General features: G+C 35.6%; 25 protein-coding genes. 16 read left to right on the top strand and 9 right to left on the bottom strand.

The features are described from left to right. Positions 1 to 120 precede the first annotated feature (120 nt). The 4 genes from ACAM30_RS15570 (at position 121) to ACAM30_RS15555 (ending at position 3838) form a co-directional block, all read left to right on the top strand. The gene (locus ACAM30_RS15570; protein WP_369615515.1) at positions 121 to 1098 is read left to right on the top strand and encodes a transporter; all 978 of its coding nucleotides are present in this window, start codon (positions 121 to 123) and stop codon (positions 1096 to 1098) included. A gap of 84 nt (positions 1099 to 1182) precedes the next feature. Next, the gene (locus ACAM30_RS15565) at positions 1183 to 2025 is read left to right on the top strand and encodes a hypothetical protein (protein WP_369615514.1); all 843 of its coding nucleotides are present in this window, start codon (positions 1183 to 1185) and stop codon (positions 2023 to 2025) included. Between the two features lie 19 nt (positions 2026 to 2044). Next, complete coding sequence (locus ACAM30_RS15560; RefSeq protein WP_369615513.1) at positions 2045 to 2593, top strand: hypothetical protein; 549 nt, start codon at positions 2045 to 2047, stop codon at positions 2591 to 2593. A 126-nt stretch (positions 2594 to 2719) separates the two neighbouring features. Further along, on the top strand, positions 2720 to 3838 hold the full coding sequence (locus tag ACAM30_RS15555; RefSeq protein ID WP_369615512.1) for a GTP cyclohydrolase: 1119 nt from the start codon (positions 2720 to 2722) through the stop codon (positions 3836 to 3838). Between the two features lie 102 nt (positions 3839 to 3940). Here the strand turns inward: ACAM30_RS15555 and ACAM30_RS15550 are convergent, their stop codons facing one another. Continuing rightward, complete coding sequence (locus tag ACAM30_RS15550) at positions 3941 to 5200, bottom strand: aminotransferase class I/II-fold pyridoxal phosphate-dependent enzyme (protein WP_369615511.1); 1260 nt, start codon at positions 5198 to 5200, stop codon at positions 3941 to 3943. A 289-nt stretch (positions 5201 to 5489) separates the two neighbouring features. Between ACAM30_RS15550 and ACAM30_RS15545 the strand changes: the two genes are divergently transcribed. The 3 genes from ACAM30_RS15545 (at position 5490) to ACAM30_RS15535 (ending at position 8408) form a co-directional block, all read left to right on the top strand. Further along, positions 5490 to 6272: an NYN domain-containing protein gene (locus tag ACAM30_RS15545; RefSeq protein WP_369615510.1), complete on the top strand. Its 783-nt coding sequence runs from the start codon at positions 5490 to 5492 to the stop codon at positions 6270 to 6272. 33 nt (positions 6273 to 6305) lie between these two features. After that, the gene (locus ACAM30_RS15540; protein ID WP_369615509.1) at positions 6306 to 7817 is read left to right on the top strand and encodes an FMN-binding glutamate synthase family protein; all 1512 of its coding nucleotides are present in this window, start codon (positions 6306 to 6308) and stop codon (positions 7815 to 7817) included. 117 nt (positions 7818 to 7934) lie between these two features. Further along, positions 7935 to 8408 (top strand): hypothetical protein, encoded by a 474-nt coding sequence (locus ACAM30_RS15535; RefSeq protein WP_369615508.1) that lies wholly within the window; start codon positions 7935 to 7937, stop codon positions 8406 to 8408. Between the two features lie 45 nt (positions 8409 to 8453). Here the strand turns inward: ACAM30_RS15535 and ACAM30_RS15530 are convergent, their stop codons facing one another. After that, positions 8454 to 8861 carry a hypothetical protein gene (locus ACAM30_RS15530; protein WP_369615507.1) on the bottom strand — a complete coding sequence of 136 codons (408 nt, stop codon included), beginning with the start codon at positions 8859 to 8861 and terminating at the stop codon, positions 8454 to 8456. 171 nt (positions 8862 to 9032) lie between these two features. Here ACAM30_RS15530 and ACAM30_RS15525 point away from each other — a divergent pair, with 171 nt between their 5' ends. The 5 genes from ACAM30_RS15525 (at position 9033) to ACAM30_RS15505 (ending at position 14619) form a co-directional block, all read left to right on the top strand. Further along, positions 9033 to 9437, top strand: coding sequence for a DUF2809 domain-containing protein (locus ACAM30_RS15525; RefSeq protein ID WP_369615506.1), 405 nt, complete (start codon positions 9033 to 9035; stop codon positions 9435 to 9437). After that, entirely contained in the window at positions 9403 to 9981 is a 579-nt protein-coding gene (locus ACAM30_RS15520; RefSeq protein WP_369615505.1) for a non-canonical purine NTP diphosphatase, read from the top strand. Before ACAM30_RS15525 ends, ACAM30_RS15520 begins: the two co-directional genes overlap by 35 nt. 204 nt (positions 9982 to 10185) lie before the next feature. Then, on the top strand, positions 10186 to 12087 hold the full coding sequence (locus ACAM30_RS15515) for a DEAD/DEAH box helicase (RefSeq protein ID WP_369615504.1): 1902 nt from the start codon (positions 10186 to 10188) through the stop codon (positions 12085 to 12087). Between the two features lie 254 nt (positions 12088 to 12341). Then, on the top strand, positions 12342 to 13115 hold the full coding sequence (locus ACAM30_RS15510) for a carboxypeptidase-like regulatory domain-containing protein (protein ID WP_369615503.1): 774 nt from the start codon (positions 12342 to 12344) through the stop codon (positions 13113 to 13115). Positions 13116 to 13311: 196 nt separating this feature from the next. Then, positions 13312 to 14619, top strand: coding sequence for a DUF389 domain-containing protein (locus ACAM30_RS15505; protein WP_369615502.1), 1308 nt, complete (start codon positions 13312 to 13314; stop codon positions 14617 to 14619). 133 nt (positions 14620 to 14752) lie between these two features. Here ACAM30_RS15505 and ACAM30_RS15500 read toward each other — a convergent pair whose 3' ends face one another. After that, a complete protein-coding gene (locus ACAM30_RS15500; protein ID WP_369615501.1) occupies positions 14753 to 16213 on the bottom strand; it encodes an aminoacyl-histidine dipeptidase in 1461 nt (486 codons plus the stop codon). Between the two features lie 178 nt (positions 16214 to 16391). On the opposite strand from ACAM30_RS15500, the gene ACAM30_RS15495 reads away from it, so the two are divergent. The 3 genes from ACAM30_RS15495 (at position 16392) to ACAM30_RS15485 (ending at position 18728) form a co-directional block, all read left to right on the top strand. After that, positions 16392 to 17453, top strand: a complete 1062-nt coding sequence (locus ACAM30_RS15495; protein WP_369615500.1) for a DUF3810 domain-containing protein — start codon at positions 16392 to 16394, stop codon at positions 17451 to 17453. A gap of 139 nt (positions 17454 to 17592) precedes the next feature. Then, positions 17593 to 18087 carry an RNA polymerase sigma factor gene (locus ACAM30_RS15490; protein ID WP_017497354.1) on the top strand — a complete coding sequence of 165 codons (495 nt, stop codon included), beginning with the start codon at positions 17593 to 17595 and terminating at the stop codon, positions 18085 to 18087. 8 nt (positions 18088 to 18095) lie between these two features. Further along, on the top strand, positions 18096 to 18728 hold the full coding sequence (locus tag ACAM30_RS15485) for a hypothetical protein (RefSeq protein WP_369615499.1): 633 nt from the start codon (positions 18096 to 18098) through the stop codon (positions 18726 to 18728). A 69-nt stretch (positions 18729 to 18797) separates the two neighbouring features. Here the strand turns inward: ACAM30_RS15485 and ACAM30_RS15480 are convergent, their stop codons facing one another. Further along, a complete protein-coding gene (locus ACAM30_RS15480) occupies positions 18798 to 19607 on the bottom strand; it encodes a lysophospholipid acyltransferase family protein (RefSeq protein ID WP_369615498.1) in 810 nt (269 codons plus the stop codon). 125 nt (positions 19608 to 19732) lie between these two features. After that, the gene (locus ACAM30_RS15475) at positions 19733 to 20383 is read right to left on the bottom strand and encodes a CoA pyrophosphatase (protein ID WP_369615497.1); all 651 of its coding nucleotides are present in this window, start codon (positions 20381 to 20383) and stop codon (positions 19733 to 19735) included. A 90-nt stretch (positions 20384 to 20473) separates the two neighbouring features. Here ACAM30_RS15475 and ACAM30_RS15470 point away from each other — a divergent pair, with 90 nt between their 5' ends. Next, positions 20474 to 20911 carry a DUF4268 domain-containing protein gene (locus tag ACAM30_RS15470; protein WP_369615496.1) on the top strand — a complete coding sequence of 146 codons (438 nt, stop codon included), beginning with the start codon at positions 20474 to 20476 and terminating at the stop codon, positions 20909 to 20911. 187 nt (positions 20912 to 21098) lie between these two features. Here ACAM30_RS15470 and ACAM30_RS15465 read toward each other — a convergent pair whose 3' ends face one another. From ACAM30_RS15465 to mnmA, 4 genes are read right to left on the bottom strand one after another with little or no spacing between them, the layout of a single operon-like run. Further along, positions 21099 to 21509, bottom strand: a complete 411-nt coding sequence (locus ACAM30_RS15465) for a hypothetical protein (protein WP_369615495.1) — start codon at positions 21507 to 21509, stop codon at positions 21099 to 21101. A gap of 21 nt (positions 21510 to 21530) precedes the next feature. Continuing rightward, positions 21531 to 22475 carry an NAD(P)H-dependent flavin oxidoreductase gene (locus ACAM30_RS15460; protein ID WP_369615494.1) on the bottom strand — a complete coding sequence of 315 codons (945 nt, stop codon included), beginning with the start codon at positions 22473 to 22475 and terminating at the stop codon, positions 21531 to 21533. 12 nt (positions 22476 to 22487) lie between these two features. Next, positions 22488 to 24089, bottom strand: a complete 1602-nt coding sequence (locus ACAM30_RS15455; RefSeq protein ID WP_369615493.1) for a S8 family serine peptidase — start codon at positions 24087 to 24089, stop codon at positions 22488 to 22490. 43 nt (positions 24090 to 24132) lie between these two features. Beyond that, complete coding sequence (gene mnmA, locus ACAM30_RS15450; protein ID WP_369615492.1) at positions 24133 to 25320, bottom strand: tRNA 2-thiouridine(34) synthase MnmA; 1188 nt, start codon at positions 25318 to 25320, stop codon at positions 24133 to 24135. Positions 25321 to 25358: the final 38 nt, after the last annotated feature.

The raw sequence follows: 25358 nt of genomic DNA, 5'->3' as shown, positions 1-25358 counted from the left end.
TATAATTTTTTTTCAAAATTAATAAATCCCTCGTTTAAAATTAAAATATCAATCTTAAATAAATAATAAAATATAGTACATTTGAAATGCGTTATTACTTTTTAATCCAAAAACACGTTTATGTTAAAAAATAAAAACTTTTTTACTGCAGCTCTTTGTTTATTACCTCAATTATTTTTTGCACAGTACACTGATGTCATCAATTCAAACCGTCCCGGTGAAACAATGTCGGCCTATGCTGTTGGAAAATCAGTTATACAGGCAGAACTTGGTGTATATGGCATCAAAGAAAAACACAATTTACTGGATTATGACGCTAGTGGTTTTGGTACTGATCTGACTATTCGTTATGGGGCTTTTTTAGAAAAACTGGAGCTTATTGCGGACATACAGTACCAAATGGAAAATTTTGATACGCCTTACACGAGTTACAAAAAAAATAATTTCAGACAAACGGTTTTAGGAGCCAAATATCTGATTTATGATCCCTATAAAAATTACAAAAAAGAAGCTAACATCTATAGCTACAAAGCCAATCGCAGCTTTAACTGGCATGAGTTAATTCCCGCCGTTTCGGTATTTGCCGGTGCTAATTTTGTAGGTAAAGACAATCCTTATGCATTTTCTCCGCAATCAAGTATTTCTCCAAAAGTCATGTTAATTACTCAAAATCTATTTGGCGGTGGAAAATGGGTTTTCGTAACTAATATTATTGCCGATTATATTTCGACTGATTACCCGAGCTACGGCTATGTGCTTACTCTTACACGTGGATTTAATGACAAATGGTCCGGTTTTTTAGAAAATCAAGGATACAAAAGTGATTTTTACAGCGATGCCATTGTTCGTGGTGGAGCTGCTTACCTAATTAACCCTAACCTTCAGGTGGATGCATCCATAAGCACTAATTTCAAAAACACGCCTTCGATATTGTACGGAGGAGTTGGTGTTTCCTGGCGCTATGATGGACGTTATAAAGAAAATCAATTGCAAACTAAACGAGAAGACAGAGCCAAAAAGAATAAAGATAACGAGCTGGAACAAAAAGAAATCGATTATCAGGCGAAAGAACGAAAACGTAAATCGAAATACGAATAGTTAAAACAGTAAAAAAAACACTTAATATTCTAAATAATGTAAGAAAATAATTATATTTGAAAAGTATACGCCAATTTTTCAAATATGAGACATTATCCGCCATTCAGCCCAGATAGATCAAACTTGTTATCTATCCTGTTTTTATTACAATACATTATTTTTTCCTCTTCATGTGAAAATGAAAAACATGACTCATTACACAAAACTCAACTAACAGAAAATGAAATCGAAATAAAAGATGGAAGACTTTATTTTCAGTCTAAAGAATCTTTTAGTCAATACTATCATAAGTATGTTAGTTTACCTGAAGAGGAACTAAGTGACTTATTAACCCCTTTCTACAAAAAGGGGTTTCTCTCACTAAAACCAATCGTTACAGAAGAAAACGAGGAAATGCTATTTAACCTTTACAAGGAAAAATTAAATTTGCAAGTCCCCCGAGGTACAACATCAAAAAATGCATTAATTAATTCCTCTGTTGAATCCTCCGTAAATGACGATCCTTTTGAATCAGTTGACGAATTGATTAGTGACGAAACTTTTGCTGCCTATCTAAATATTGATGGAGAAATACAAATAGGCGAATCAATATATAAATATACTGATGTAGGTTTATTTATTGCTGATAAAACAGCCTACACTACTCTCAAAAATTTTCTGGCATCAAAAAATATTTCAGAAAATCCATTTAGTAAAACTGAACTTACAGTTAAAGAAAATTTGGTTCCATCACTACCGGAGGGCTCCCCAACACCAATTGGAAACAATATTATATATTACAGATCTTCTGATAGTGCATCGACAAATTCAAAATCAACATCTATCTCTTCCAAATCAGGAAAATTAATCTCAAGCGACCCTAAATTGAAACTTCTGAATTTCAAAACAATGGCTACTATAATCTCACTGGTTTCGGTCTATCCTTAGGAATAATATTTAAATAATCATGACGAAAATAAATTACATTTTACTGGTACTGCTTATTAGCTGTTTGCCTGTAGCGTCGCAAAATAAAGGAGTAGAAAAAGACATTTATAACCTACAAACCGGCTTTTTGGGAATATGGTTCAATCATGAACATCGACTACTCAATCAAATAAGTTTACGTACCGAAATTGGTTTTGATGGTGGTTTTCGCGGATGTTCTGGTTGTGCGACTACATATGCATTAGTCCCTGCTATTAAACTGGAACCAAGGTGGTATTACAACATCAATAAACGGACTGCTAAAAATCAAAAATCAAACAATAGCGCTAATTTTGTTACTTTAGGGATTGACTACCATCCTAATTGGTTTGTTATTTCTAATCATGACAATGTCTTTATTCACGACCAAGTTGCTATAATCCCTAAATGGGGAATTAGGCGAAATATTGGAAATAGTAATTTCAATTATGAAGCAGGCATTGGAATTGGGCGCAGATTTTATCTGGATGAAAATTTTTCAGATACTACCGCCGACCTCCATCTTCGAATCGGCTACACTTTCAAATGATCCAATAACCTTATCAATCAAGGCTTTTTTTACACAATTCTTTTTTGTTACTTCAAAGATAGCTATATTCGTTTCTTAAATCGTAGCACCTTATTTAAAGCAACATTCTTAACAAAGAAAATCTTAATGATTACAATTAAAGAAGCCATAACCAAAAAGGAATTAACTGACTATATCAAATTTCCGTTTTCAATCTACAAAGACAATGCCTACTGGGTTCCCCCTATTGTGGCAGATGAATTAGAGTCATTTGACAAAACTAAAAATCCTGCTTTTGACAATGCCGAAGCCTATTTTTATCTGGCTTACAGAAACAATGAAATAGTAGGACGAATTACGGCTATCATCAACTGGTCTGAGGTAAATGACCAACATAAAAGAAAAGTTCGATTTGGATGGTTTGATACAATAGACGACATCGAAGTCACAAAGGCCTTGTTGGACAAAGTTTACGAATTAGGAAAAAAACACAATCTGGAGCACGTTGAGGGTCCCATGGGATTCTCAAATCTGGACAAAGTTGGGGTTCTTACAGCTGGTTATGATCAATTAGGAACTATGATTACATGGTACAACCATCCTTATTATGTAACACATTTTGAACAATTAGGATTTCAGGTTGAAAAAGAATACATCGAAAGTATTTTTCCTTTTTCAAATGTGAAACCAGAGTTTTTCCTTAAAGCACAGGAACTTATCAAAAAAAGATACGGATTACGCGCCTTAACTTTCACTAAAACTAAGGACATTATGCCGCATGTCGACAAAATGTTTGATTTGTTTAATGATTCTTACGCCAAATTAGCTTCGTTTGTTGCCATTTCAGACATTCAGAAAGAGTATTTCAAAAAGAAATACATCAGTTTTATCAATCCGGAATACATCAAATTTGTCGTAGACAAAGACGACAATCTGATTGCCTTTAGCATTGTTATGCCAAGCTTTTCCGAAGCTTTACAAAAAGCAAAAGGAAAATTATTTCCATTTGGATTTATGCATTTACTGAAGGCTCGTAAAAAGAGTAAAGATGTTGTTTTTTACCTGATCGGAGTCCATCCGGATTATCAAAATAAAGGAGTTACCGCTATTATTTTTGATGAATACTACAAGACATTTTTAGAAAAAGGAATTCAAAATTGCATCAGAACACCTGAATTAGCTGACAATACAGCCATTCATTTAATCTGGAAAAACTTTGACCCAAAAGTACACTGTGAGAGGAAAACGTATTTAAAATATCTGTAAACAGTTTTCAGTAGCAGTCGCAATAATTTTACCCATAAAAAAATCCATTCGTTACACGAATGGATTTTTTTTACACCTATAAAAGGCTATTTCTTTAAAGTATTACGAAACGTCAACAGTAGTACGTTCAGCAATTTCTTTATAAGTTCCGTTTACTAATTTCTCACGAATGGCTTCAAAAGCAGTTAACGTTTCATCAATATCAGCCAATGTATGTGAAGCTGTTGGAATCATTCTTAACAAAATAATTCCTTTCGGAATTACCGGATAAACAACGATAGAAAGGAAAATACCGTAATTTTCTCTTAAATCATTTACCATTACCATCGCTTCAGGAATACTTCCTTCCAGATAAACCGGAGTAATACAAGTATTTGTATCTCCAATATTAAATCCCTTTTCTTTTAAACCACTTTGTAACGCATTAACATTCTCCCAAAGTTTATCTTTAATTTCAGACGAATTACGTAACAACTCCAAACGTTTCAATGAACCAATAGTCTGAATCATTGGCAATGCTTTAGCAAACATTTGTGAACGCAGGTTATATTTTAAGTAATCAATTACCGTTTTATCAGCCGCTACGAAAGCTCCGATATTAGCCATAGATTTTGCAAAAGTAGAGAAGTAAACATCAATTTCATCCTGAACTCCCTGCTCCTCACCTGCTCCGGCTCCTGTTTTACCAAGTGTACCAAAACCATGTGCATCATCCACTAACAAACGGAAATTGTATTTTTGTTTCATAGCAACAATTTCTTTCAATTTTCCTTGTTGTCCACGCATTCCAAAAACACCTTCGGTAATAAATAAAATACCTCCACCCGTTTCCTGAGCCATTTTTGTAGCACGTTGAAGATTTTTCTCCATGCTCTCAAGATCATTGTGCTTGTAAGTGAAACGTTTTCCCATGTGTAAACGAACACCGTCAATAATACAAGCGTGCGAATCTACATCGTATACAATAATATCATTTTTAGTAACTAAAGCATCAATGATTGACACCATTCCCTGATAACCAAAATTCAACAAATAAGCCGATTCTTTCATTACAAAAGAAGCCAATTCATTTTCTAATTGCTCATGATAAGTAGTGTGCCCGGACATCATACGAGCTCCCATAGGATATGCTGCTCCGTATTGAGCTGCTGCATCAGTATCTGCCTTACGAACCTCAGGATGATTAGCCAAACCTAAATAATCATTTAAACTCCAGTTTAAAATATTTTTTCCATGAAATTGCATTCTAGGACCCAACTCTCCTTCTAACTTTGGGAAAACATAATAACCTTCCGCCTGAGAAGCCCATTTTCCTAAAGGTCCTTTATTGTCCTGAATTCTTTCGAATAAATCTTTTACCATAATATATTGTGTAGTAATATTTTTATTTTATACAGGGTGCAAAAATAAATATTTATTCTGTGCTATCATAATAATTTAAAAATGATTCTGACCAAAATTGTTCTTTGATAAATTTTCACCACAAAACCATTAATTAAATACTACTTTTCTTAACAAAAAACAATATTCCCCAAAAAAAGCTGTAATTTATACCAGTTATAAATATAACCAAAAAAACCTCAATCATTTTATTTTTATTAATTTTAAAGGGCATTTAAAAAAATGAATTACAAATACTAAAACCAAAATAATGGCTTTAAGCACTTCAAAAGATCTAAAACTCGCTGTTCTTATTGATGCCGATAATGTACCTTACAGCAATGTAAAAGGAATGATGGAAGAGATTGCGAAATTTGGAACCCCTACCACTAAGCGTATTTATGCTGACTGGACAAAACCAAACTCAAACGGCTGGAAGGGAGTTTTACTGGAACACGCCATTACCCCCATTCAGCAATACAGCTATACCGTTGGAAAAAACTCTTCTGATTCCGCCCTAATCATTGATGCAATGGACTTACTTTACTCCGGAAAATTGGACGGTTTTTGTATTGTTTCCAGCGACAGCGATTTCACACGTCTTGCCATTCGATTAAGAGAATCCGGCATGAAAGTAATTGGTATTGGAGAAAAGAAAACCCCTAATTCTTTTATTGTAGCCTGTGACAGATTTATTTATCTTGAAGTTCTGGACGGAGCTATTCAGAAGAAAAAACCAAAAGTTACGACTACTGCTGATACGAAAAAACCGGTAGAAAAACCTGCTGAAAAAGCACTGCATAAGATTGACAAACAAACCATCGAACTCATCGAAGCCACTATCGAAGATATTGAAGACGATGATGGCTGGGCTTTTTTAGGAGATGTCGGAAATCTTATTGTAAAGAAAAAACCAGAGTTCGACCCCAGAAATTATGGTTTCTCAAAACTGACTCCTATGCTAAAATCACTGACCGATATTCTTGAAATTGACGAAAGAGAATCGGACAAAAAGGGAATTAAGCACGTTTATGTACGCCTGCGATTCAATTGATTATAAATTATTACTCTTTAAAAACTTGTAAACATGAGAAAAAAATTCTTCATCTATGGATTCTTATTGTTTCTAATTGTTTTAGCCATTTACCTTTACACCAAACGAGGTTTTTTACTGGTGATTATTCTTCCTATATTACTAGTCGTCGGTGTTTACAACGCTACTCAAAAAAAACATGCTATTTTAAGAAACTTTCCGGTTTTAGGTTATTTCAGATATTTGTTTGAAATGATCGCCCCTGAAATTCAACAGTATTTTATTGAACGATCAACTGACGGAAAACCATTTTCCAGAAACCAGCGTTCTATGGTTTACCAGAGAGCCAAAAACATCGATTCAAACACACCTTTCGGAACACAGCAAAATCTGAATCATGACAGTTACGAAGGAATAAAACATTCTATTTTTCCTGCAAAAGTTAATGAAGAACTACCTCGTGTACTGGTAGGTGGAAAAGACTGTAAGCAACCTTATCTGGCTTCATTATTTAATGTTTCGGCAATGAGTTTCGGTTCGCTGAGCGAAAATGCCGTCCGTGCCATAAACATTGGTGCTCAAAAAGGAAATTTCTACCAAAACACCGGAGAGGGTGGTTTAACCGAATTTCATCTAGCCGGTGGCGGCGATATCACCTGGCAAATTGGCACCGGATATTTTGGCTGCAGGGATGCCGAAGGCAATTTCAGTCCCGAAAAGTTTGCCGAGAAAGCCAACCTTCCCAACGTAAAAATGATCGAAATTAAACTTTCGCAAGGAGCAAAACCTGGTCATGGGGGTGTACTTCCGGCAGCAAAAAACACAGAACAAATTGCCCAAATCAGAGGCGTTAAAGCCCATACTACAATTCTTTCCCCTCCCGGACATCATGCCTTTTCAGACAGCAAAGGACTTGTCCGTTTTATTGCTCAGCTCCGCGAATTGTCCAACGGAAAACCTATTGGTTTTAAATTATGCATCGGAAATACAGCCGAATTTGAAGCTATTTGTCACGAAATGATTACCGAAAATATTTTCCCTGATTTTATTACGGTAGATGGTGCAGAAGGCGGTACCGGAGCAGCTCCTTTAGAATTTGCCGATGGTGTGGGGATGCCGTTTGAGCCTGCCTTGATATTTGTCAACAAAACATTAGTTGGTTTAAACATTCGTGATCAAATTCGCATTATTGGAAGTGGGAAAATCATTTCCGGTTATTCCATTCTCCATGCAATAGCTTTGGGTGCGGACATGTGTAACAGCGCCCGTGGTTTCATGTTCTCCTTAGGATGCATTCAGGCCTTGCGTTGTCACAATAACGAATGCCCGACCGGAGTAGCTACTCAAAACAAAATGCTCATGAAAGGTTTGGTGGTAACCGATAAATCCGATCGTGTGTATCATTTTCACAAAAACACCTTACATTCTGCCAACGAACTTTTAGCAGCAGCAGGCAAAAAAAGTTTTAGTGAGGTCGATATTAATATTTTCATGCGTGGCGATGAATTTGGTAATTTATCCGACAGCTATTTCCCGGACAACTTAACCAATGTAACTAAACATTAAAAATTTACTTATAAAACAAAAACCAATACATAGCTTTTTTATTACATTTGTATAGATGTTAACTTATTTAACCACTAAGATAAATCGTTAATTTTTTTAACCTAAACAATTTAATCAATGCTATTAACACCCAAAGGCTATCGCATAGAAATGCTTGATCACCATCAAAAAGAAAATCTGGCACATGATCTTATTCATGGATTTAAAAATGTTTCAGAATACATTAATGGTGTTTGCTACGAAACCGTTGCATACGTTCAATATCTGCTACATCCCACAAAAATTTCGCTCCGCGAAATGGAAACCATTACCGGTAAACATTGGGTCGAGAAATTCACCACACAGCGAGAGTGGACAGGCGAAACAATTCCTGCCGGAACCGCTCTTGGCTTCTACCGTATAAATTCAAGCGGTTTCTTTCATTTTGCATTAGCAGTCGGAGGAACCCAAATTCGTGCCGTTAACGGATTAACACTTGGAGCAAGCTGGGCATTTGAAGTCAATCTTCCATCTGTTCTTGGCCCAAGAAACGAGGATGGAACCTATAACTATGACAATAGCAAAATCAGAGTATATTTAATGTATCTCTAAAAACAAAAACTTATATTTTTAAAGAAATAAAAGCCCTACCCACTATTATTTTAATAAGTTCGGAAGGGCTTCTTTATTTATAACCTCTTTTGCCAAAACCGTATTGTCATCAGCCAAAAAATAAGTATCAAACCTCACTCCTTCTTCGATCAATTCCTGAGGAATTTTGTCTTCTTTTAGCATCTTTTTCAACAAAATCGGAAATGATGAAACAGCTGCTAATTTATTAGATTCAGTTTCTTTTAGATTGGTTTCAAACCTTAATTCAATTTTATTATCTTCAAGATAACCTCTTGCCGTAGTAAGCGTTATGTTTTCTTCATGGAAACTCTTGGCTGTACTTTTATTATAGGTAACTACATATTCCTGGAGTTTTTGCTTTGTATTTTTACAACTAACCAATGACATTACTAAAGCCGCAGCAAATAAGACTGGTATTATTTTCTTTATCATATTTATATCATTTTTTTTGTTAAGTACAAAAAGCATCTCAAGGTAATAATAATCTTCGTAATTTCTACATCTGAAAGAAAAGAGCTCTTACTAAGTTTTCGATTGTATCAAACGCTTACTATTTTGCCTCCTTATTCCTATCTTTGTTCTACTTAAAACGTCATCTTAAAATTGAAAAAATCAAGATTCTACTACCTGCTTGCATTTCTTTGTGTGATTTGGTGTGGAATTCTCTCCAGAAAAATTGCAGTCATTCCACTCTGTTTTGGAGATGCATTGTACACCGTCATGATGTATATACTAGTCAGAATCTTATTTTTTAACCAAAAAACTTCTATTACTGCGATAATTTCATTGACCATTTGCTACGGAATAGAATTTCTTCAGCTTTATCAGGCAGACTGGATTATTGCATTGAGAAAAACTCTTTTGGGCAGATATGTTCTGGGACAAGGCTTTTTATGGAGCGACCTTCTCGCCTATACATTGGGAATTATAACTGCTTTTATCATCGAAAAAATTATTCTAAATTATACTACCTATGAAAATCGTATTCGCATCAAACAACAAAAATAAAATCCAGGAGATTCAAAGTATTCTTCCAGAAAGTATAAAAATAGTAAGTCTTGAAGAAATTGGCTGTTTTGAAGACATCGAAGAAACAGCTGACACCATTGAAGGGAATGCCATTTTGAAAGCCAATTACGTCACCGAAAAATACGGATACGATTGTTTTGCCGACGATTCAGGCCTAGAAGTAACTGCTTTAAATGGTGAACCCGGAGTATATTCAGCCCGATATGCTGGCAAACAACGCAATGACGATGACAATATGAATAAGCTTTTAAATGCCTTAAAAGACCAATCGGATCGCAGCGCCCAGTTCAAGACCGTTGTTGCTTTAAACTTAAAGGGTGAGCAGCATTTATTTACCGGAATTGTAAAAGGAAGTATCACTTTGGAAAAAACAGGAGATCAGGGTTTTGGGTACGATCCAATTTTTCAGCCTGAAAATTATACCAAAACATTTGCTGAATTACCACGAGAAGTCAAAAATACCATAGGCCATCGTGGAAAAGCAACTCAGCAACTAATTGATTTTCTGAATTCAACCAAATAATTGTTTAAAATACAACATTTTAGAGTGCAAAATTGATATTTCGTGACGTTTTTTTTTGGAGAATTCTTCAATTTTCAATAAAAATGATTTCACACTAAACATAACTTTTTGATAATCAAATCATAACAAATACATAATTCTTAAAAGAGCATTAGTTTATCTGAATAATTAACAGTAATTTTGCACCCTATTTTAAATACACATATGAATAAATTTGAACAATTAGGATTGAATGAATCGTTACTGAAGGCGATTTTAGATCTAGGATTTGAAAATCCGTCAGAGGTACAGGAAAAGGCGATTCCCCTATTATTGGAAAAAGACACAGATATGGTTGCGTTGGCTCAGACAGGGACAGGGAAAACGGCAGCTTTCGGTTTTCCGCTAATTCAAAAAATTGATGCTGACAACAGAAATACACAGGCATTAGTTTTATCGCCAACACGAGAACTTTGTTTACAGATTACCAACGAACTTAAAAACTACGCAAAATACGAAAAAGGTATTAATGTTGTAGCAGTTTACGGCGGGGCTAGTATTACAGAGCAAGCAAGAGAAATAAAAAGAGGAGCACAAATTATTGTGGCTACTCCGGGAAGAATGCAAGACATGATTAACAGAGGATTGGTTAACATTAAAAACATAGATTACTGTGTGCTTGATGAGGCTGACGAAATGTTAAACATGGGATTTTATGACGATATCTGCTCTATTTTATCAGATACTCCAGATGAAAAAAGTACGTGGTTGTTCTCTGCAACAATGCCGCAAGAGGTTGCCAGAATTGCAAAACAATTCATGAGCGAACCATTAGAAATCACAGTTGGAACTAAAAATTCAGGTTCTGCAACGGTTTCTCACGAATTCTACTTAGTAAATGCACGTGACCGTTACGAAGCTTTAAAACGTTTAGCCGATGCAAACCCGGACATTTTCTCTGTGGTTTTCTGTCGTACTAAAAGAGATACTCAGGCTATAGCGGAAAAATTAATTGAAGATGGATATAGCGCTGCTGCGTTGCATGGAGATTTATCTCAGGCACAACGTGACGGTGTAATGAAATCTTTCCGTGGAAGACAAATTCAGATGCTTGTTGCTACTGACGTTGCTGCACGTGGTATTGATGTGGATAACGTAACTCACGTTGTAAACTACCAATTACCTGATGAAATCGAAACGTACAACCACCGTTCAGGTCGTACCGGTAGAGCAGGAAAATTAGGAACTTCTATTGTAATTGTTACAAAAAGTGAGTTGCGTAAAATTTCTTCTATCGAAAGAATCATCAAACAAAAATTCGAAGAAAAACCAATTCCATCCGGAATCGAAATCTGCGAAATTCAATTGTTGCACTTAGCAAACAAAATTAAAGATACTGAGGTTGATCACGAAATTGACAACTACTTACCGGCAATCAACAATGTTCTTGAAGGCTTATCTAAAGAAGAATTGATTAAGAAAATGGTATCGGTAGAATTTAACCGTTTCATCGCTTACTACAAAAAGAACAGAGATATTTCAACTCACTCAGGAGAAAGACGCGAAAGAAACGATTCTGAACCAAGAGAATTCAATAACAACGGAGCTGTTCGTTATTTTGTAAACATCGGTTCAAGAGACAACTTCGATTGGATGTCACTTAAAGATTATCTAAAAGAAACATTAGACTTAGGTCGTGATGACGTTTTCAAAGTAGATGTAAAAGAAGGTTTCTCTTTCTTCAACACAGATCCTGAGCACACTGACAAAGTAATGGACATATTAAACAACGTACAATTAGAAGGACGTCGTATTAATGTTGAAATTTCTAAAAACGATGGTGGCGGAAGACGTGACCATAACAATCGTGGTGGCGGAAGAAATTCCGGATCAAGAAGAGAAGGAAACTTTGCTCCAAGACGTGAAGGTTCCGGCGGCGGATTCAGAAGCGACAGAAACTCTTCTTCAAGAGAAGGTGGTTTCAGAAGTGAAAGAAGTTCTTCATCAAGAAGAGAAGGTGGTTTCAGAAGCTCAGCTCCAAGAACCGAAGGAAGTTCAGACAGAGCTCCAAGACGTTCTGAAAGCTTTGGTGATTCTTCAAGACCAAGAAGACCAAGAAGAGATTAATACTTTAATATCTTAAAATACAAAATCCCAAATTCCGGACATAACTGGAATTTGGGATTTTTTTTTAAAATTAAAATCTTACGCTCTGTAAATGAGTTTTACAATCCTCAACAATACAATCTAACCTTCTTTATTACTTTTTATTTAAATACCAAAAGCCACACTGTAGCCTTTGTTAATTTTCTTATAATTATATTCGAAGACTACAAAATATTTAATCGTGATTTACTACTTTTAGAGCTTTAAATCAGGATATGAAATATTTCGCAATTTTCTTTTTTACACTATTATCAGCCGTCGGTTTTGCACAAGACACTGAATCTACCGTTCCGCAAAGAGTTTCAGGCTACATCATCAACGACAATAGCAAACAGCCTCTTTCTAATGTAAACATCATCAACACAAACAAAGTACGTGGTGCAAAATCTGATGCTAAAGGATATTTTGAAATTGATGTTCAGCTTAATGATACCATTCACTTCTCGATTTTAGGTTTTCAATCTTTAAGAGTCAGAGTAACCAATGACTGGATCAAAAACAAAGTAACCCGAATTCAGCTTACCGAAAAAGCAATAGCGCTGGAAGAAGTAATTATTGCTCCTTTTAACTTAACCGGTTACCTTGAAGTCGATTCAAAATTAATCCCAACTAAAGAAAATTACCGTTATAGCATTTCCGGTCTTACACAAGGTTATGAAGCCGGTGAATACTCTCCAAATGCCTTCGGAAAAGTATTGGGCTCTATTTTCAACCCCGCCGATATGCTCTACAATTTCTTTGGTAAAAATGCGAGGGAACTCAAGAAGCTGAAGGAAATGCGAAAGGACGATACCGTTCGTAATTTATTAGAATCAAAATTTGACCGTGAAACTGTCTCTGTACTTTTAGGCATCAGCAAAGATGAAATTCCAGATATACTGCAACGTTGTAACTATTCAGATTCTTTTATACAAACAGCAAATGATTTGCAGATTATGGATGCCATTAGCGGATGTTACGAACAATATAAAGTATTGAAAAGGAATTAGAAAATTACTCTTAGCTTAAAATATACAAAATCCTCAATTTTAAAATTGGGGATTTTTTTGTTCTGTAATCGAGTCAAATAACTTTATCTACTGTAGTTTCTTCAAACAAATAAAGGTTTTCATTATTTTTTTGAGTAAATTAGACATTCTACTGCTATTGAGAATCCAGTTTACATAAAATAACACCGTAAATACCATGACAGATATTACCCAGAAAATTTTAAATTTTATCGATCTTCACAAAGGAGAGGAAAATAAAAAATCGGTAATCGAAAACATAACCAGCGCGGTTTCTTTTAGAGGATCAAACATCTGGATTCTTGCCTGTGCCATTATTATCGCTTCTGTTGGCTTAAATGTCAACTCTACAGCGGTTATCATTGGCGCCATGCTTATTTCACCTTTAATGGGACCTATTGTTGGTGCCGGTTTTGGTTTGGGAATGTACGATTTTGAGCTTCTGAAAAAGTCGATGAAAAATCTGCTGATCGCAACAGTCGTAAGTTTAACAACTTCGGCTATTTATTTCTACATAAGTCCGTTCAAAGAAGCGCAATCTGAGTTACTGGCCAGAACTTCTCCTAATATTTACGACATTCTTATTGCCTTTTTTGGTGGTTTAGTAGGCGTAATTGCGGTGACCAGAGTCGAAAAAGGAAATCCAATTCCGGGTGTAGCGATTGCAACTGCTCTTATGCCACCGCTTTGTACTGCAGGCTATGGACTGGCACTCGGAAATTATGCGTACTTTTTTGGTGCACTTTACCTGTACACCATCAACTGCGTATTCATTTGCATTGCCACTTTTGTGATCGTAAAATTCTTAAATTATCCCGTTACAAAACAACTGGATCTACAACAACAAAAGAGAGTGAAATATGGTATTTCACTGCTCATTTCACTATTAATTGTACCTAGCATCTATTTTGCCTATCAATTGTATATTCAAAAAAGCTACACTTCCAGAACCGAAATTTTTATACAAAAGGAATTCCTCGATAAAGACTATCCTATTATTTATAAAAAAATCAAATACAATACTAACCCCAGAAGAATTGAATTGGCTTTTTTAGCAAAAAAATTTGATGATAATGAAATTATCAACCTTAACAAAAAACTAAGCGGTTACGATTTACCCAATACACAACTAATTATCAGACAGGACACTGTTAATTTAAGAAAAGATATTATGAATCAAATCAACAGCAATCAAAGTGTAGTCGATCAAAAAGACATCTTAATCAACAATCTCCGAAGTCAATTAGAGCAATATCAATTCAACACCGCCCAGATCAATAACGAAGCTAAAATACTTTTTCCTGCTGTAACAGCTTTAAAAATTGGAAATTATAACATTGAAGAAGAACCCAATAAATCGAAAATAATTCCTGTCGTTCTTTTTCAGAGTAAGAAAAAAGTGGATCCGGAAACCAAACAGAAAATGAAACGATGGCTAAAAGAAAGACTCGCCAAGGATTCTATTGAAGTATATCAGCAAAATTAGTTTTCAGTCGCGGTGTTCAATCTCAGTTTACAGTCTCAGTTTACAGTCTCAGTTTACAGTCTCAGTTTACAGTCTCAATTAACAGCTTTTAAGGCGCTGAAAACTGAGACTGAGACTGAAAAACTATAACTTATTACTTAACCGGTATATTCGAAAGGATTTCCAATACAAATTTCCAGTATTTTTGTGCAGATGAAATACTCGCTCTCTCATCAGGAGAATGCGCCCCGTGAATAGTCGGACCGAAAGAAATCATATCCATATCCGGGTAGTTTGTTCCTAAAATTCCACACTCTAAACCTGCATGACAAGCTACCACTTTTGGTTTCTCGTTATTTTGTTTCTCATAAATTCCAACCAAAGTATCTAAGATTTCAGAATTTACGTTTGGCGTCCAACCTGGGTAAGAACCAGAAAACTCCACTTCGCAGCCTACCAATTCGAAAGCAGAACGCAAAGCATTAGCCAAATCAAATTTTGAAGTTTCGACAGAAGAACGTGTCAAACACCCGATTGATATTTCGCCATCTTTTACAATTACTCTCGCAATATTATTTGATGTTTCTACCAAATCAGCCATATCGGCACTCATTCTGTACACTCCGTTATGAGCCGCATAAAGAGCACGAATAATACCTTCCTGAACACCTAAATCCATTACTTTCTCCGGTAAATCGCATTTTACGATTTCAATAGATAAGTTAGGTTCTGTCGTTTTGTACTCCGCCTTGATATCATTGATGATTTCCTGCATATCAAAAATATACGCCTCGTCAAACATTTCAGAAATAATTACTTTGGCTACACTTTCTCTCGGAATCGCATTTCTTAAACTTCCTCCATTAATCTCCGCCACCTGTAATCCGAAATTTTCAAAAGCATCAAACAACAAGCGGTTCATAATCTTATTAGCATTCCCTAATCCTTTATTAATATCCATACCTGAGTGACCTCCATTAAGTCCTTTTACAGTAATGATATGTCCAACTGATCCTTCTGGAACTTCTTCTTCATTATAAGTTCTTGTTGCGGTTACATCAACCCCTCCTGCACAACCAATATCAATTTCATCATCTTCTTCGGTATCTAAGTTCAAAAGAATCTGCCCTTGTAAAATACCTCCTTTTAGGTTTAAGGCCCCGGTCATTCCGGTTTCCTCATCAATCGTGAACAAAGCTTCAATTGCCGGATGCGGAATATCTTTGCTTTCCAAAATTGCCATAATTGTCGCTACTCCCAATCCATTATCTGCACCAAGTGTCGTACCACGCGCACGAACCCAGTCACCATCCACATACATGTCAATTCCCTGCGTATCGAAATCAAAAACAGTATCTGCATTTTTTTGGTGCACCATATCCAAATGCCCCTGCATTACAATTGCCTTGCGATTTTCCATTCCCGGAGTTGCCGGTTTTCTGATGATTACATTTCGGATTTCGTCTTCAAAAGTTTCTAAACCTAAGCTGTTTCCAAAGTCTTTCATAAATTCAATTACACGCTCTTCTTTTTTTGACGGACGTGGAACGGCATTTAAATCGGCAAACTTATTCCATAGTGCCTTTGGTTCCAGATTTCTAATTTCCTGACTCATTATATTTTTGTTTGTAGTTTAACAATTAAGTGCCCCAAAGTTACAAAGTTTAAATGCTTTTTTCGTCACAAATTTCACGAATTAGCATTAATCTGATGGCTAAAAAACAAATTCCGCAAAACGCCTCTTTTACAGTTCTAATATTGTATTTATATTTACGTAATTCAAAACTAAAATTGTGAAATCGAAATACATCTTGCCCCTATTTCTTGTTGTTCAGATTATCCTCTTAAAAATCCTTTCCTTGTTTCCTGATTTTGTGGAAGGATTTTACAGCAACAACTTATACATTAGAATTTCACATTTTTCCAGAACACTTTTAGGTAAAGTTTCATTCTCTGTAGGCGATTGTATTTATGCCGTTTTGATTTTATCCGCGATAAGCTGGTTTTGGAAAATTAGAAAAACATGGAAAATGGATTGGAAGGATCATGTTTTAACGATGCTGGGTAAAATTTCAATCTTTTACTTTTTTTTCCATCTCCTTTGGGCCTTCAACTATTATCGTGAACCTCTATTTGAAAAAATGGAAATCACAAAAGAATATAGCGATGCCGACTTACTAGTTTTCACAAAGAAATTAATCCTAAAAACGAACGAGATTCAGCTTCAAATAACCCAAAATGACAGTGCTAAAATTGTCTTTCCATACACTCAAAATGAAGCTTTCAGAATGAACTTAAACGGATATGAAAATCTTGCCAAAGAATATCCCTATTTCAGCTACGAGATTCCCAGCGTTAAGAAATCGCTCTTTAGTCTGCCATTGACTTATATGGGTTTTGGAGGCTACCTGAATCCGTTTACCAATGAAGCTCAGGTTAATGATTTATTGCCTATGTATAATTTTCCCGTCACGACCTGTCATGAAATGGCACATCAAATGGGATTTGCCAGCGAAAGTGAGTGCAATTTTATCGGGGTTCTGGCTTCGGTTAAAAATGATAATTTGTATTATAAATATTCAGGTTACAGCTTTGCTCTACGATATTGTTTAGGAATCTGGCAGGTTAAAAATAAAACTATTTTTAAACAGTTAAAAAAACAAATTCATCCGGGAATTCTAAAAAACTACCAGGAAAGTCAGGATTTCTGGAAACAATATGATACTTTCATTGATAAAGGTTTTCATGTTTTCTATGATAATTTTTTAAAAATAAATCATCAGAAAGACGGTTTGGAGAGTTATAGCAAATTTGTAGATTTGATGGTGAATTATTACAAAACCAAAGCATTATAAAGCTCAATTCAAATCATACCGAAGTTTTAGCCACTGATTAAAAGGATTAGAAAATTCCTATAATCATTTTTAATCTGCCGTAACAAAAAAATAAACAGTACCTTGTAACAAAATAGATTTCAATACTACTAATACATTTATGAGCGAAAATCTAGAACAGTCATTTGTTACGCAATTGCAGGCAAATCAGAATATAATCCATAAAATATGTAGATTATATACTGCCGGCGAAGATGCTCACAAAGATTTGTTTCAGGAAATCACCATTCAGCTCTGGAAAGCGTATCCAAAATTTAGAGGCGACAGTAAATTTTCGACTTGGACGTATCGAGTTGCCTTAAACACCGCTATTACCTTATACCGAAAAACTAAACGAACCGTATCAACCGTAGAATATGAAAGTCATCAGCATTTTATAAAAGATGTTGATTACAATTATGAAGAAGAAGAACAGATTAAACTGATGTACAAAGCAGTTTATCAGCTTAATGACATCGAAAAAGCATTAGTTTTTATGTATTTAGAAGACAAAGATTATCAAGAAATAGCAGAAACCTTAGGAATCAGCGAAGTGAATGCTCGTGTGAAAATGAACAGAATTAAAGGGAAACTTAAAAAAATACTAAATCCTTAAAAATTATTATGAAAGAACTGGATTTATTAAAAAAGGACTGGCAAAAGAACTCGGATTCTTTTGAACAAATATCGGAGAAGGAAATCTACAAAATGATTCACAAAAAATCGTCTTCAATCGTGAAGTGGATTTTAATCATCAGCATTTTGGAAGTACTATTTTGGACGATCTCAAACTACTTTTCAAATGTAGATGCTGATCTAAAGAAAATGAATCATCCTGAGATCATTCTGGTAATGGATATTTTATTATATTTCAACTATATCGTGATTTTTGTTTTTATCTACTTTTTCTATAAAAACTACAAAACCATCACGACCACGGTTTCTACCAAACTCTTAATGAGCAGCATCTTAAAAACCCGAAAAACAGTTCAGTATTATGTTTGGTACAATTTGGGCATGCTTGTCGTATCATCTATCCTCAGCTTTTTCATCGGATATGTTTACAATCCGGATATGGCAATTATTAGAGAAAAATTAGCCTTAAATGGAAAAGCAATGCTATTCTCAATCGGCGCATTGGTACTGCTTGTACTGGTTCTTTTCGGAATCTTCTGGGGAATTTACAGATTGCTTTACGGAACTCTGCTACGCAGGTTATACGCAAATTATAAGGAGTTGAAGAAAATTGATTTCTAAGGAAGGTGCTAAGGATCTAAGGGCCTAAGTTTTTTACAATCTAAAATCAAAATCTAAAATCTGCAATCATTAATAATCCCATCTTCTCATTTTATTAAGCTCTTCCTGTACTTTGATTTCTTCTGCCGGAATAACTTTTAAAAATGAAGGGTGCTGTTCGATTGCATATTCTACTTTTTCAACAATTTGTTCGATGGTATCGTTTTCATAATCAATCTCAAGAGGTTCTTTGATGATGAAAGACTGTAAAATTCCTTTCTTTTTCATTCGTAGTCCTTTTTTATCAAAAGAACGACGGAAACCGTCTATGACAATTGGAATTACAACAGGTTTGTGCTGTTTTATGATATGAGCTGTTCCTTTACGAACAGGTTTAAATGACTTCGTAGTGCCTTGCGGAAATGTAATTACCCAGCCGTCTTCAAGTGCAATTCTGATATTTTCGGTATCATTTGGATTAACATCGCGTTTTTCGGTAACATCAACACCTTTTGCACGCCAGGTTCTTTCTACTGTGATCGCTCCAACGTAAGCCAAAATTCTTGGCAATAATCCGGCCTGCATGGTTTCTTTGGCAGCAACATAATAAATATTCATCTTCGGCTGCCACAAATACCCAATATTCTTAATAGTATCCTGACGTCCGCTTAAACTTGCGTTAAACACATGGAACATGGCAACTACATCAGCAAAATAGGTTTGGTGATTCGATATAAACAAAACGTTTCTATCCGGCAACGTTTTAATAATTTCCGATCCTTCAATCTGTAATTCATTAAAACCTCTATATCTTCGGTGGGTCATGGCTCCTAAAACACGGATCAACCATTTCTTGATGAATAATATATGTCCGAAAGGATTTCGTTTAAACAATCCCATAGCTCTCAATTGTATTATTTTATTAGGACGCAAACTTACAAAAATTATTCTTTTACCAATCCCCTAAAACATTTTCTAAAATAAACCGGTAGTATAATGAATATCAAATTGTTAATTTTTATTCTTTATATTTTTTCGTCAAAAGTCGATTTTAAAACATCTCTCAGTTCACTCAATATCATGGCAGTTGCTCCCCAGACAATATGATTTTGTATGTTAAATGCAGGAACTAAAGCATTGTTTGCGTAAGAAGTTGATAATGTGACTTCAATAACAATTTCGTCGTTCAGAAAAACAGAGAGCGGTAACTCTATAACACTGGCTACTTCTCTGATATCCGGATAAAACAAAAGCTCTTCTTTGGAAATACCCAAAAAAGGATGCACCAGGAAGTTGCTTGGCGGAATATACATTGGTGTGAAAGATTTGATTACCTGTATTTTATCAGGTGCGATACCCACTTCTTCATATGTTTCACGCAAAGCGGTTTCTTTATAATCGACATCTGTCGTTTCATATTTTCCTCCGGGAAATGCAATTTGAGAAGAATGAACTCCATTATACGCATTTCGGACAATCAATACGAGATGTGTTTTATCGTTTTTTGGATAAAACAACATCATGACCGCCGCGATGCGAGGATTTTTATCTTTCAAATCAAGATTTTTCAAGGCTTCGAGGCGTTCTTTTGGAGCCATTTTAATATGAGCCAACTCCGCTGGTAATACTGCCGGAATTAAATTAGGAACATATTGCAAAAAGTCTTGAAAATCCATAAGCAAAGTTTATTTTTGTACTTTTAAATAAAATATAAATATAGTCCAGAAAACGCGGTTCTACAAGTTTTCTAAAATCAAGTCTTAAAAATGTACAGTAAAGAAGAATCACAAAGGATAAAGAGAGAATTCTGGGTAGCGTTCGCTGAAAAATACCCTCGTAAATGGGTACTTTACGATACCAAAATTAAAGATTTTTCCTTTAAATTTTATGTAGACAATAAAAAAGCACAGGTTCTAATTGATATCGAACAAAGAAGTGATGAAAAACGAAATGCTTACTTTGAAAAAATTGAAGCACTGAAAAATATTCTGGAGGAAGAATTCATTAAAGATTTGGTTTTCGAAAAAAACTATACTCTTGAAAGTGGTAAAACAATCAGTAGAATTTGGGTCGAAAAACTAGGTGTTGGTTTTAGCAACCGCAATAACTGGGATGTTATCTTCGATTTCTTCAACGAAAAAATGCATGCTCTGGAAATGTTTTATCTGGAGTATGATGAGTTTATTAAGGATATAGAAGCTTAAGACAAGGCACTAAGGTTCTGAGTTGCTAAGGTTCTAAGAAACGTAATTACTTTATAATTATACTAAATCCGGCAGGTTTTTGAAACCTGTCGGATTTAATAAAAAATACTTAAATTCTGAGCTATTAAGACTCGAAGAAAGTATATTACCTTAGTAGCTTAGAACCTTAGCTCCTCAGAACCTCAATCTACACACTAACCATATTATACACAATAATATGATCGTCATAGTTGATGTAAAGTTGTTTACGGAAATCCTGTTTTTTTCGCGTGATGATCGATAGCTTGCAGGCTTTACCATCATTGTCTTTACACATAAAAGAATACACAATATCGGTATCGTTTTCTTCCCGTTCGATATAATCTAAAATACTGAAAAGCTGTATTTCCTGCGAGTAAACCACAATTCTGTGCTTATTGGTATCCAGAATTACCGAAAGGTTAACCAAATCCAGATTAGACCATTCACCCCACTTCCCTTTTTCATTTTTTTCCAAAACACTAAAACCAGATGTTTTAAACTGGTAAGACTGACTATTAGCTTGCTGTAAACCAAGTCCGAAAAAAAGCAAAAGTATAAAAGTGCGTGTAGGATTCATATTGTATTTCTTGGGGGTAATTCAGAACTCAAATTTAGCCTTTTCCTGGCAAGCAGCTTCAAAATCGGACATCATTTGTTGAACAATTTGCTCTACCGGTAAAATTTCATGGATTATTCCTGCAATCTGCCCTATTTCGAGTTCTCCTTCTTCAAGATCTCCTTCAAACATTCCTTTTTTGGCTCTTGCTCTTCCTAAAAGCTGTACCAAATCTTCTTTCGAAGGACATTTTTCGTATAGTTCCTGAACATCCTGATAGAATTTGTTCTTAACCAATCGAACGGGTGCCAGTTCTTTAAGAGTCAACTGTGTGTCTCCTTCCCTAACCTTAACAATCGTTTCTTTAAAATTATCATGTGCTGAAGATTCAACCGAAGCAGCAAAACGGCTTCCCACCTGAACGCCATCGGCTCCTAAAATCATTGCAGCAAGCATTCCTCTTCCCGTTGCAATTCCACCTGCAGCAATCAATGGTATCTGAACTTTCTCTTTCACCATTGGAATTAAAGTTAAAGTTGTCGTTTCATCACGGCCGTTGTGTCCTCCTGCTTCAAAGCCTTCAGCCACGATAGCGTCAACACCTGCTTCCTGCGCTTTTAAAGCAAAAATACTGCTGCTCACTACATGTACGACTGTAATTCCTTTTTCTTTTAAAAATGAAGTCCATGTTTTTGGATTTCCGGCAGAAGTAAAAACAATTTTCACTCCTTCTTCCACCACTATGTTTATAATTTCTTCAATATTCGGATACAGCATCGGAATGTTGACTCCAAATGGCTTATCGGTCGCTTTTTGGCATTTCTGAATGTGTTCACGTAAAACTTCGGGATACATGGAACCCGCACCAATTAAACCTAAACCTCCTGCATTACTTACTGCTGCTGCTAATTTATAACCGCTGTTCCAGATCATTCCGCCCTGAACAATTGGATATTTGATCTTAAAAAGTTGTGTAATTCTGTTCATTCAAAAATGTAGTTATTGTTTTATTATCTTTCCTGTTTTGTGAAGACCATCAGCATCAAAAGTATAAAAATACAATCCACTTTTTAGTCCTTCAACAGAAAGAATAGGGTTTTGATTTGTAATTTGTTTTTCGATTAGCTTTTGTCCTAAAACAGAGTACACTGAAACTGAAGCGGTACTGTTCTCAAACAAAAAGGAAACCGCTGTCTTGGTTGGATTTGGAAAAACAGAAAAAACTTGTCCTAAAGATTTGAAGTCTTCGACTCCTAAAGCGGCTCCAAAATTAGGAATTCCGTAACCGTAATTGTTATTCGGTGTTGTATATCGATCAGAAGACTGCAGTACCATTTGTCTAATTTCTTTATTCGTTTTGGATGGAAAAGCCTGCCACAAACACGCAATCATTCCAGCCATAATCGGACAAGAAAACGAAGTCCCGTTTATTGTTGTAATATTCCCACCGGTATCAGATACAACAGCGGCTGTACCTTGTGCCATAACATCCGGTTTAATTCTTCCGTCATAGCTTGGTCCGATAGAACTAAAACCTGATCTAACTTTCGAAGAAGTTACGGAGCCTACTGTAATTACTGAAACAGCATCTGCAGGTCCTCCAATATGAGGTTCAGCTGTAGCTCCCTCATTTCCTGCCGAAGCGACCACGATTATTCCTTTATTAAAAGCCATTTCGGCACCACGGGAGATAAAATTAGTTGTCCCGTTCATATCACTATACGTATGGGTGTAGTTTGGATTATCAAATTCGAAATACCCTAAAGAAGTTGTAATAATATCAGCTCCTACCCGATCGGCTTCTTCAGCTGCCTCTACCCAATACGATTCTTCTACCGGATTTTCAGTAGGATCATACTCTGTAATGTATAAATAATAGGAAGCATCAGGAGCGGTACCTACCAGAGCATTTTCTTTGTAACCACCCATGGTCGAAAGTACCATTGTTCCGTGACTGTCTCCTGAATAAAAATTGGCATTTCGGTTGACATAATCATATCCTCCTAAAATCTGATTATTATCGATTAATTTCTTAAAAGGCAAAGCGGTATTAACTCCCGGAAAACCTGCATCTAAAACGGCAATTACTTTTCCTGAACCGGTTTTATTCTGTTGGTGCAGAACCTTTCCATTTAGCATTTCTATTTGGCCTGCTGAAGTTCCGTAGGCATAATCCGTTTTTGATTTCAGTTTGTCTTTTACCTGACTAATCTTAGTCTCCGTTACTTTTTTAGAAGTTGTATTCAGGTTTTTATTGGCAAAAAACACTTTATCGACAAATGACAGTGCTTTAAGTGCTAAAATATCGGTTTGCGTTCCCCTTATATGAAGTGCGTTTAACCATTTGGATTTTGCCATTATAGTTATTCCCGAACTCGATCTAACCTGATTGATATAAGAGTCCTCTACAGGTGCATCGGTAAGATCTAACGCAATATTTTGATTGGCTCTTCGATCTAAGGCACGCTGTGTCAAAATGGTAAGCGGAGCATTAAGAGAGGCCTGCGCATTGGGTTTGTTTTTAAAGTACACCCATGCCTCTTCCTGCGAAAACACCGCGGAAGAAAAAATCAACAACAAAAAGACAAAATAGTGCTTCATGATTACTTTTTTAAAGGTGAAACCTCCGTAAAAAAATATAAAGCTAAGAAATTACTCCCGAACCAACTAATTCATTTTCTAAATACCAGGCCACAAACTGTCCTTTGGTAATCGCAGACTGAGGTTCTTCAAAACGAACGTACATTCCGTTTTCAAACTGATACAAGGTTGCTTTCTGTAGTGGCTGACGGTAACGAATTCTTGCCATTACTTCCATTTGTTCACCTTCCTTCAATTTCAAATCTTCACGGATCCAGTGTACTTCTGAATTACCCACGAACAATGCTTTTTTGAATAAACCCGGATGATTGCTTGTTAAACCGGTATAAATGGTATTAGTATCAACATCCGTAGCAATTACAAATAACGGATCTGTAGTACCGCCGACATTTAAACCTTTTCTTTGTCCGTTTGTAAAATAATGTGCTCCCTGATGTTTACCCATCACTTTACCCATCGTTGGAAGATAATCCAGTTTTTGAGACTCTATTTTCAATTCGTCTTCCAAAGATATTCCGGTCGGTTTTTCAATAGTATAGATTGGGTCATTTTTATCAATCTGAACAATCAAACCTTCTTTTGGCTGTAATTTTTGCTGCAAAAATTCAGGTAAACGCACTTTTCCAATGAAACAAAGTCCCTGAGAATCTTTCTTTTCAGCAGTAACTAATTCCATTTCAGCAGCGATTTCGCGAACTTCAGGCTTGGTCAATGCTCCAATTGGAAACAATGCTTTAGATAATTGTTCCTGAGACAATTGACACAAGAAATACGATTGATCTTTGTTAACATCATTTCCCGCAACTAATTGATAAACCGTTTTTCTGTCAACTTCAATTTCGCTCTTTTGACAATAATGTCCAGTTGCAACATAATCGGCACCAAGACTTAGAGCGATTTTCATAAAAACATCAAACTTGATTTCGCGATTACAAAGCACGTCAGGATTTGGAGTTCGTCCTTTTTCGTATTCATTGAACATATAGTCAACGATTTTCTCTTTGTATTCTTCACTTAAATCAACAGTTTGAAACGGTATCCCTAGTTTTTCAGCTACCAGCAAAGCATCATTACTGTCTTCTAACCACGGACATTCATTGGAAATTGTAACCGAGTCGTCGTGCCAGTTTTTCATAAAAAGGCCAATAACTTCATATCCCTGCTGTTGCAACAAATAGGCTGCAACACTTGAATCTACTCCTCCGGAAAGTCCAACAACTACACGTTTCATTCTAAATCGTTTATATTTTTACAGGGTGCAAAGATAAG

It is taken from the genome of Flavobacterium sp. CFS9 (assembly GCF_041154745.1).
In the GTDB taxonomy this organism is placed as follows: domain Bacteria; phylum Bacteroidota; class Bacteroidia; order Flavobacteriales; family Flavobacteriaceae; genus Flavobacterium.
Note: the sequence above shows the minus strand (reverse complement) of the source record. Positions and strands in the feature narration are given on the sequence as shown.

Bases quoted from the DNA above. Each gene is read 5' to 3' on its own strand.
- ACAM30_RS15520 (WP_369615505.1), top strand. From the start codon at position 9,403: ATGAAAATCGTATTCGCATCAAACAACAAAAATAAAATCCAGGAGATT.
- ACAM30_RS15555 (WP_369615512.1), top strand. From the start codon at position 2,720: ATGATTACAATTAAAGAAGCCATAACCAAAAAGGAATTAACTGACTAT.
- ACAM30_RS15485 (WP_369615499.1), top strand. From the start codon at position 18,096: ATGAAAGAACTGGATTTATTAAAAAAGGACTGGCAAAAGAACTCGGAT.
- ACAM30_RS15500 (WP_369615501.1), bottom strand. From the start codon at position 16,213: ATGAGTCAGGAAATTAGAAATCTGGAACCAAAGGCACTATGGAATAAG.
- ACAM30_RS15510 (WP_369615503.1), top strand. From the start codon at position 12,342: ATGAAATATTTCGCAATTTTCTTTTTTACACTATTATCAGCCGTCGGT.
- ACAM30_RS15535 (WP_369615508.1), top strand. From the start codon at position 7,935: ATGCTATTAACACCCAAAGGCTATCGCATAGAAATGCTTGATCACCAT.
- ACAM30_RS15540 (WP_369615509.1), top strand. From the start codon at position 6,306: ATGAGAAAAAAATTCTTCATCTATGGATTCTTATTGTTTCTAATTGTT.
- ACAM30_RS15570 (WP_369615515.1), top strand. From the start codon at position 121: ATGTTAAAAAATAAAAACTTTTTTACTGCAGCTCTTTGTTTATTACCT.
- ACAM30_RS15490 (WP_017497354.1), top strand. From the start codon at position 17,593: ATGAGCGAAAATCTAGAACAGTCATTTGTTACGCAATTGCAGGCAAAT.
- ACAM30_RS15475 (WP_369615497.1), bottom strand. From the start codon at position 20,383: ATGGATTTTCAAGACTTTTTGCAATATGTTCCTAATTTAATTCCGGCA.
- ACAM30_RS15455 (WP_369615493.1), bottom strand. From the start codon at position 24,089: ATGAAGCACTATTTTGTCTTTTTGTTGTTGATTTTTTCTTCCGCGGTG.
- ACAM30_RS15465 (WP_369615495.1), bottom strand. From the start codon at position 21,509: ATGAATCCTACACGCACTTTTATACTTTTGCTTTTTTTCGGACTTGGT.
- mnmA (WP_369615492.1), bottom strand. From the start codon at position 25,320: ATGAAACGTGTAGTTGTTGGACTTTCCGGAGGAGTAGATTCAAGTGTT.
- ACAM30_RS15565 (WP_369615514.1), top strand. From the start codon at position 1,183: ATGAGACATTATCCGCCATTCAGCCCAGATAGATCAAACTTGTTATCT.
- ACAM30_RS15470 (WP_369615496.1), top strand. From the start codon at position 20,474: ATGTACAGTAAAGAAGAATCACAAAGGATAAAGAGAGAATTCTGGGTA.
- ACAM30_RS15550 (WP_369615511.1), bottom strand. From the start codon at position 5,200: ATGGTAAAAGATTTATTCGAAAGAATTCAGGACAATAAAGGACCTTTA.
- ACAM30_RS15560 (WP_369615513.1), top strand. From the start codon at position 2,045: ATGACGAAAATAAATTACATTTTACTGGTACTGCTTATTAGCTGTTTG.
- ACAM30_RS15460 (WP_369615494.1), bottom strand. From the start codon at position 22,475: ATGAACAGAATTACACAACTTTTTAAGATCAAATATCCAATTGTTCAG.
- ACAM30_RS15545 (WP_369615510.1), top strand. From the start codon at position 5,490: ATGGCTTTAAGCACTTCAAAAGATCTAAAACTCGCTGTTCTTATTGAT.
- ACAM30_RS15480 (WP_369615498.1), bottom strand. From the start codon at position 19,607: ATGGGATTGTTTAAACGAAATCCTTTCGGACATATATTATTCATCAAG.
- ACAM30_RS15530 (WP_369615507.1), bottom strand. From the start codon at position 8,861: ATGATAAAGAAAATAATACCAGTCTTATTTGCTGCGGCTTTAGTAATG.
- ACAM30_RS15505 (WP_369615502.1), top strand. From the start codon at position 13,312: ATGACAGATATTACCCAGAAAATTTTAAATTTTATCGATCTTCACAAA.
- ACAM30_RS15515 (WP_369615504.1), top strand. From the start codon at position 10,186: ATGAATAAATTTGAACAATTAGGATTGAATGAATCGTTACTGAAGGCG.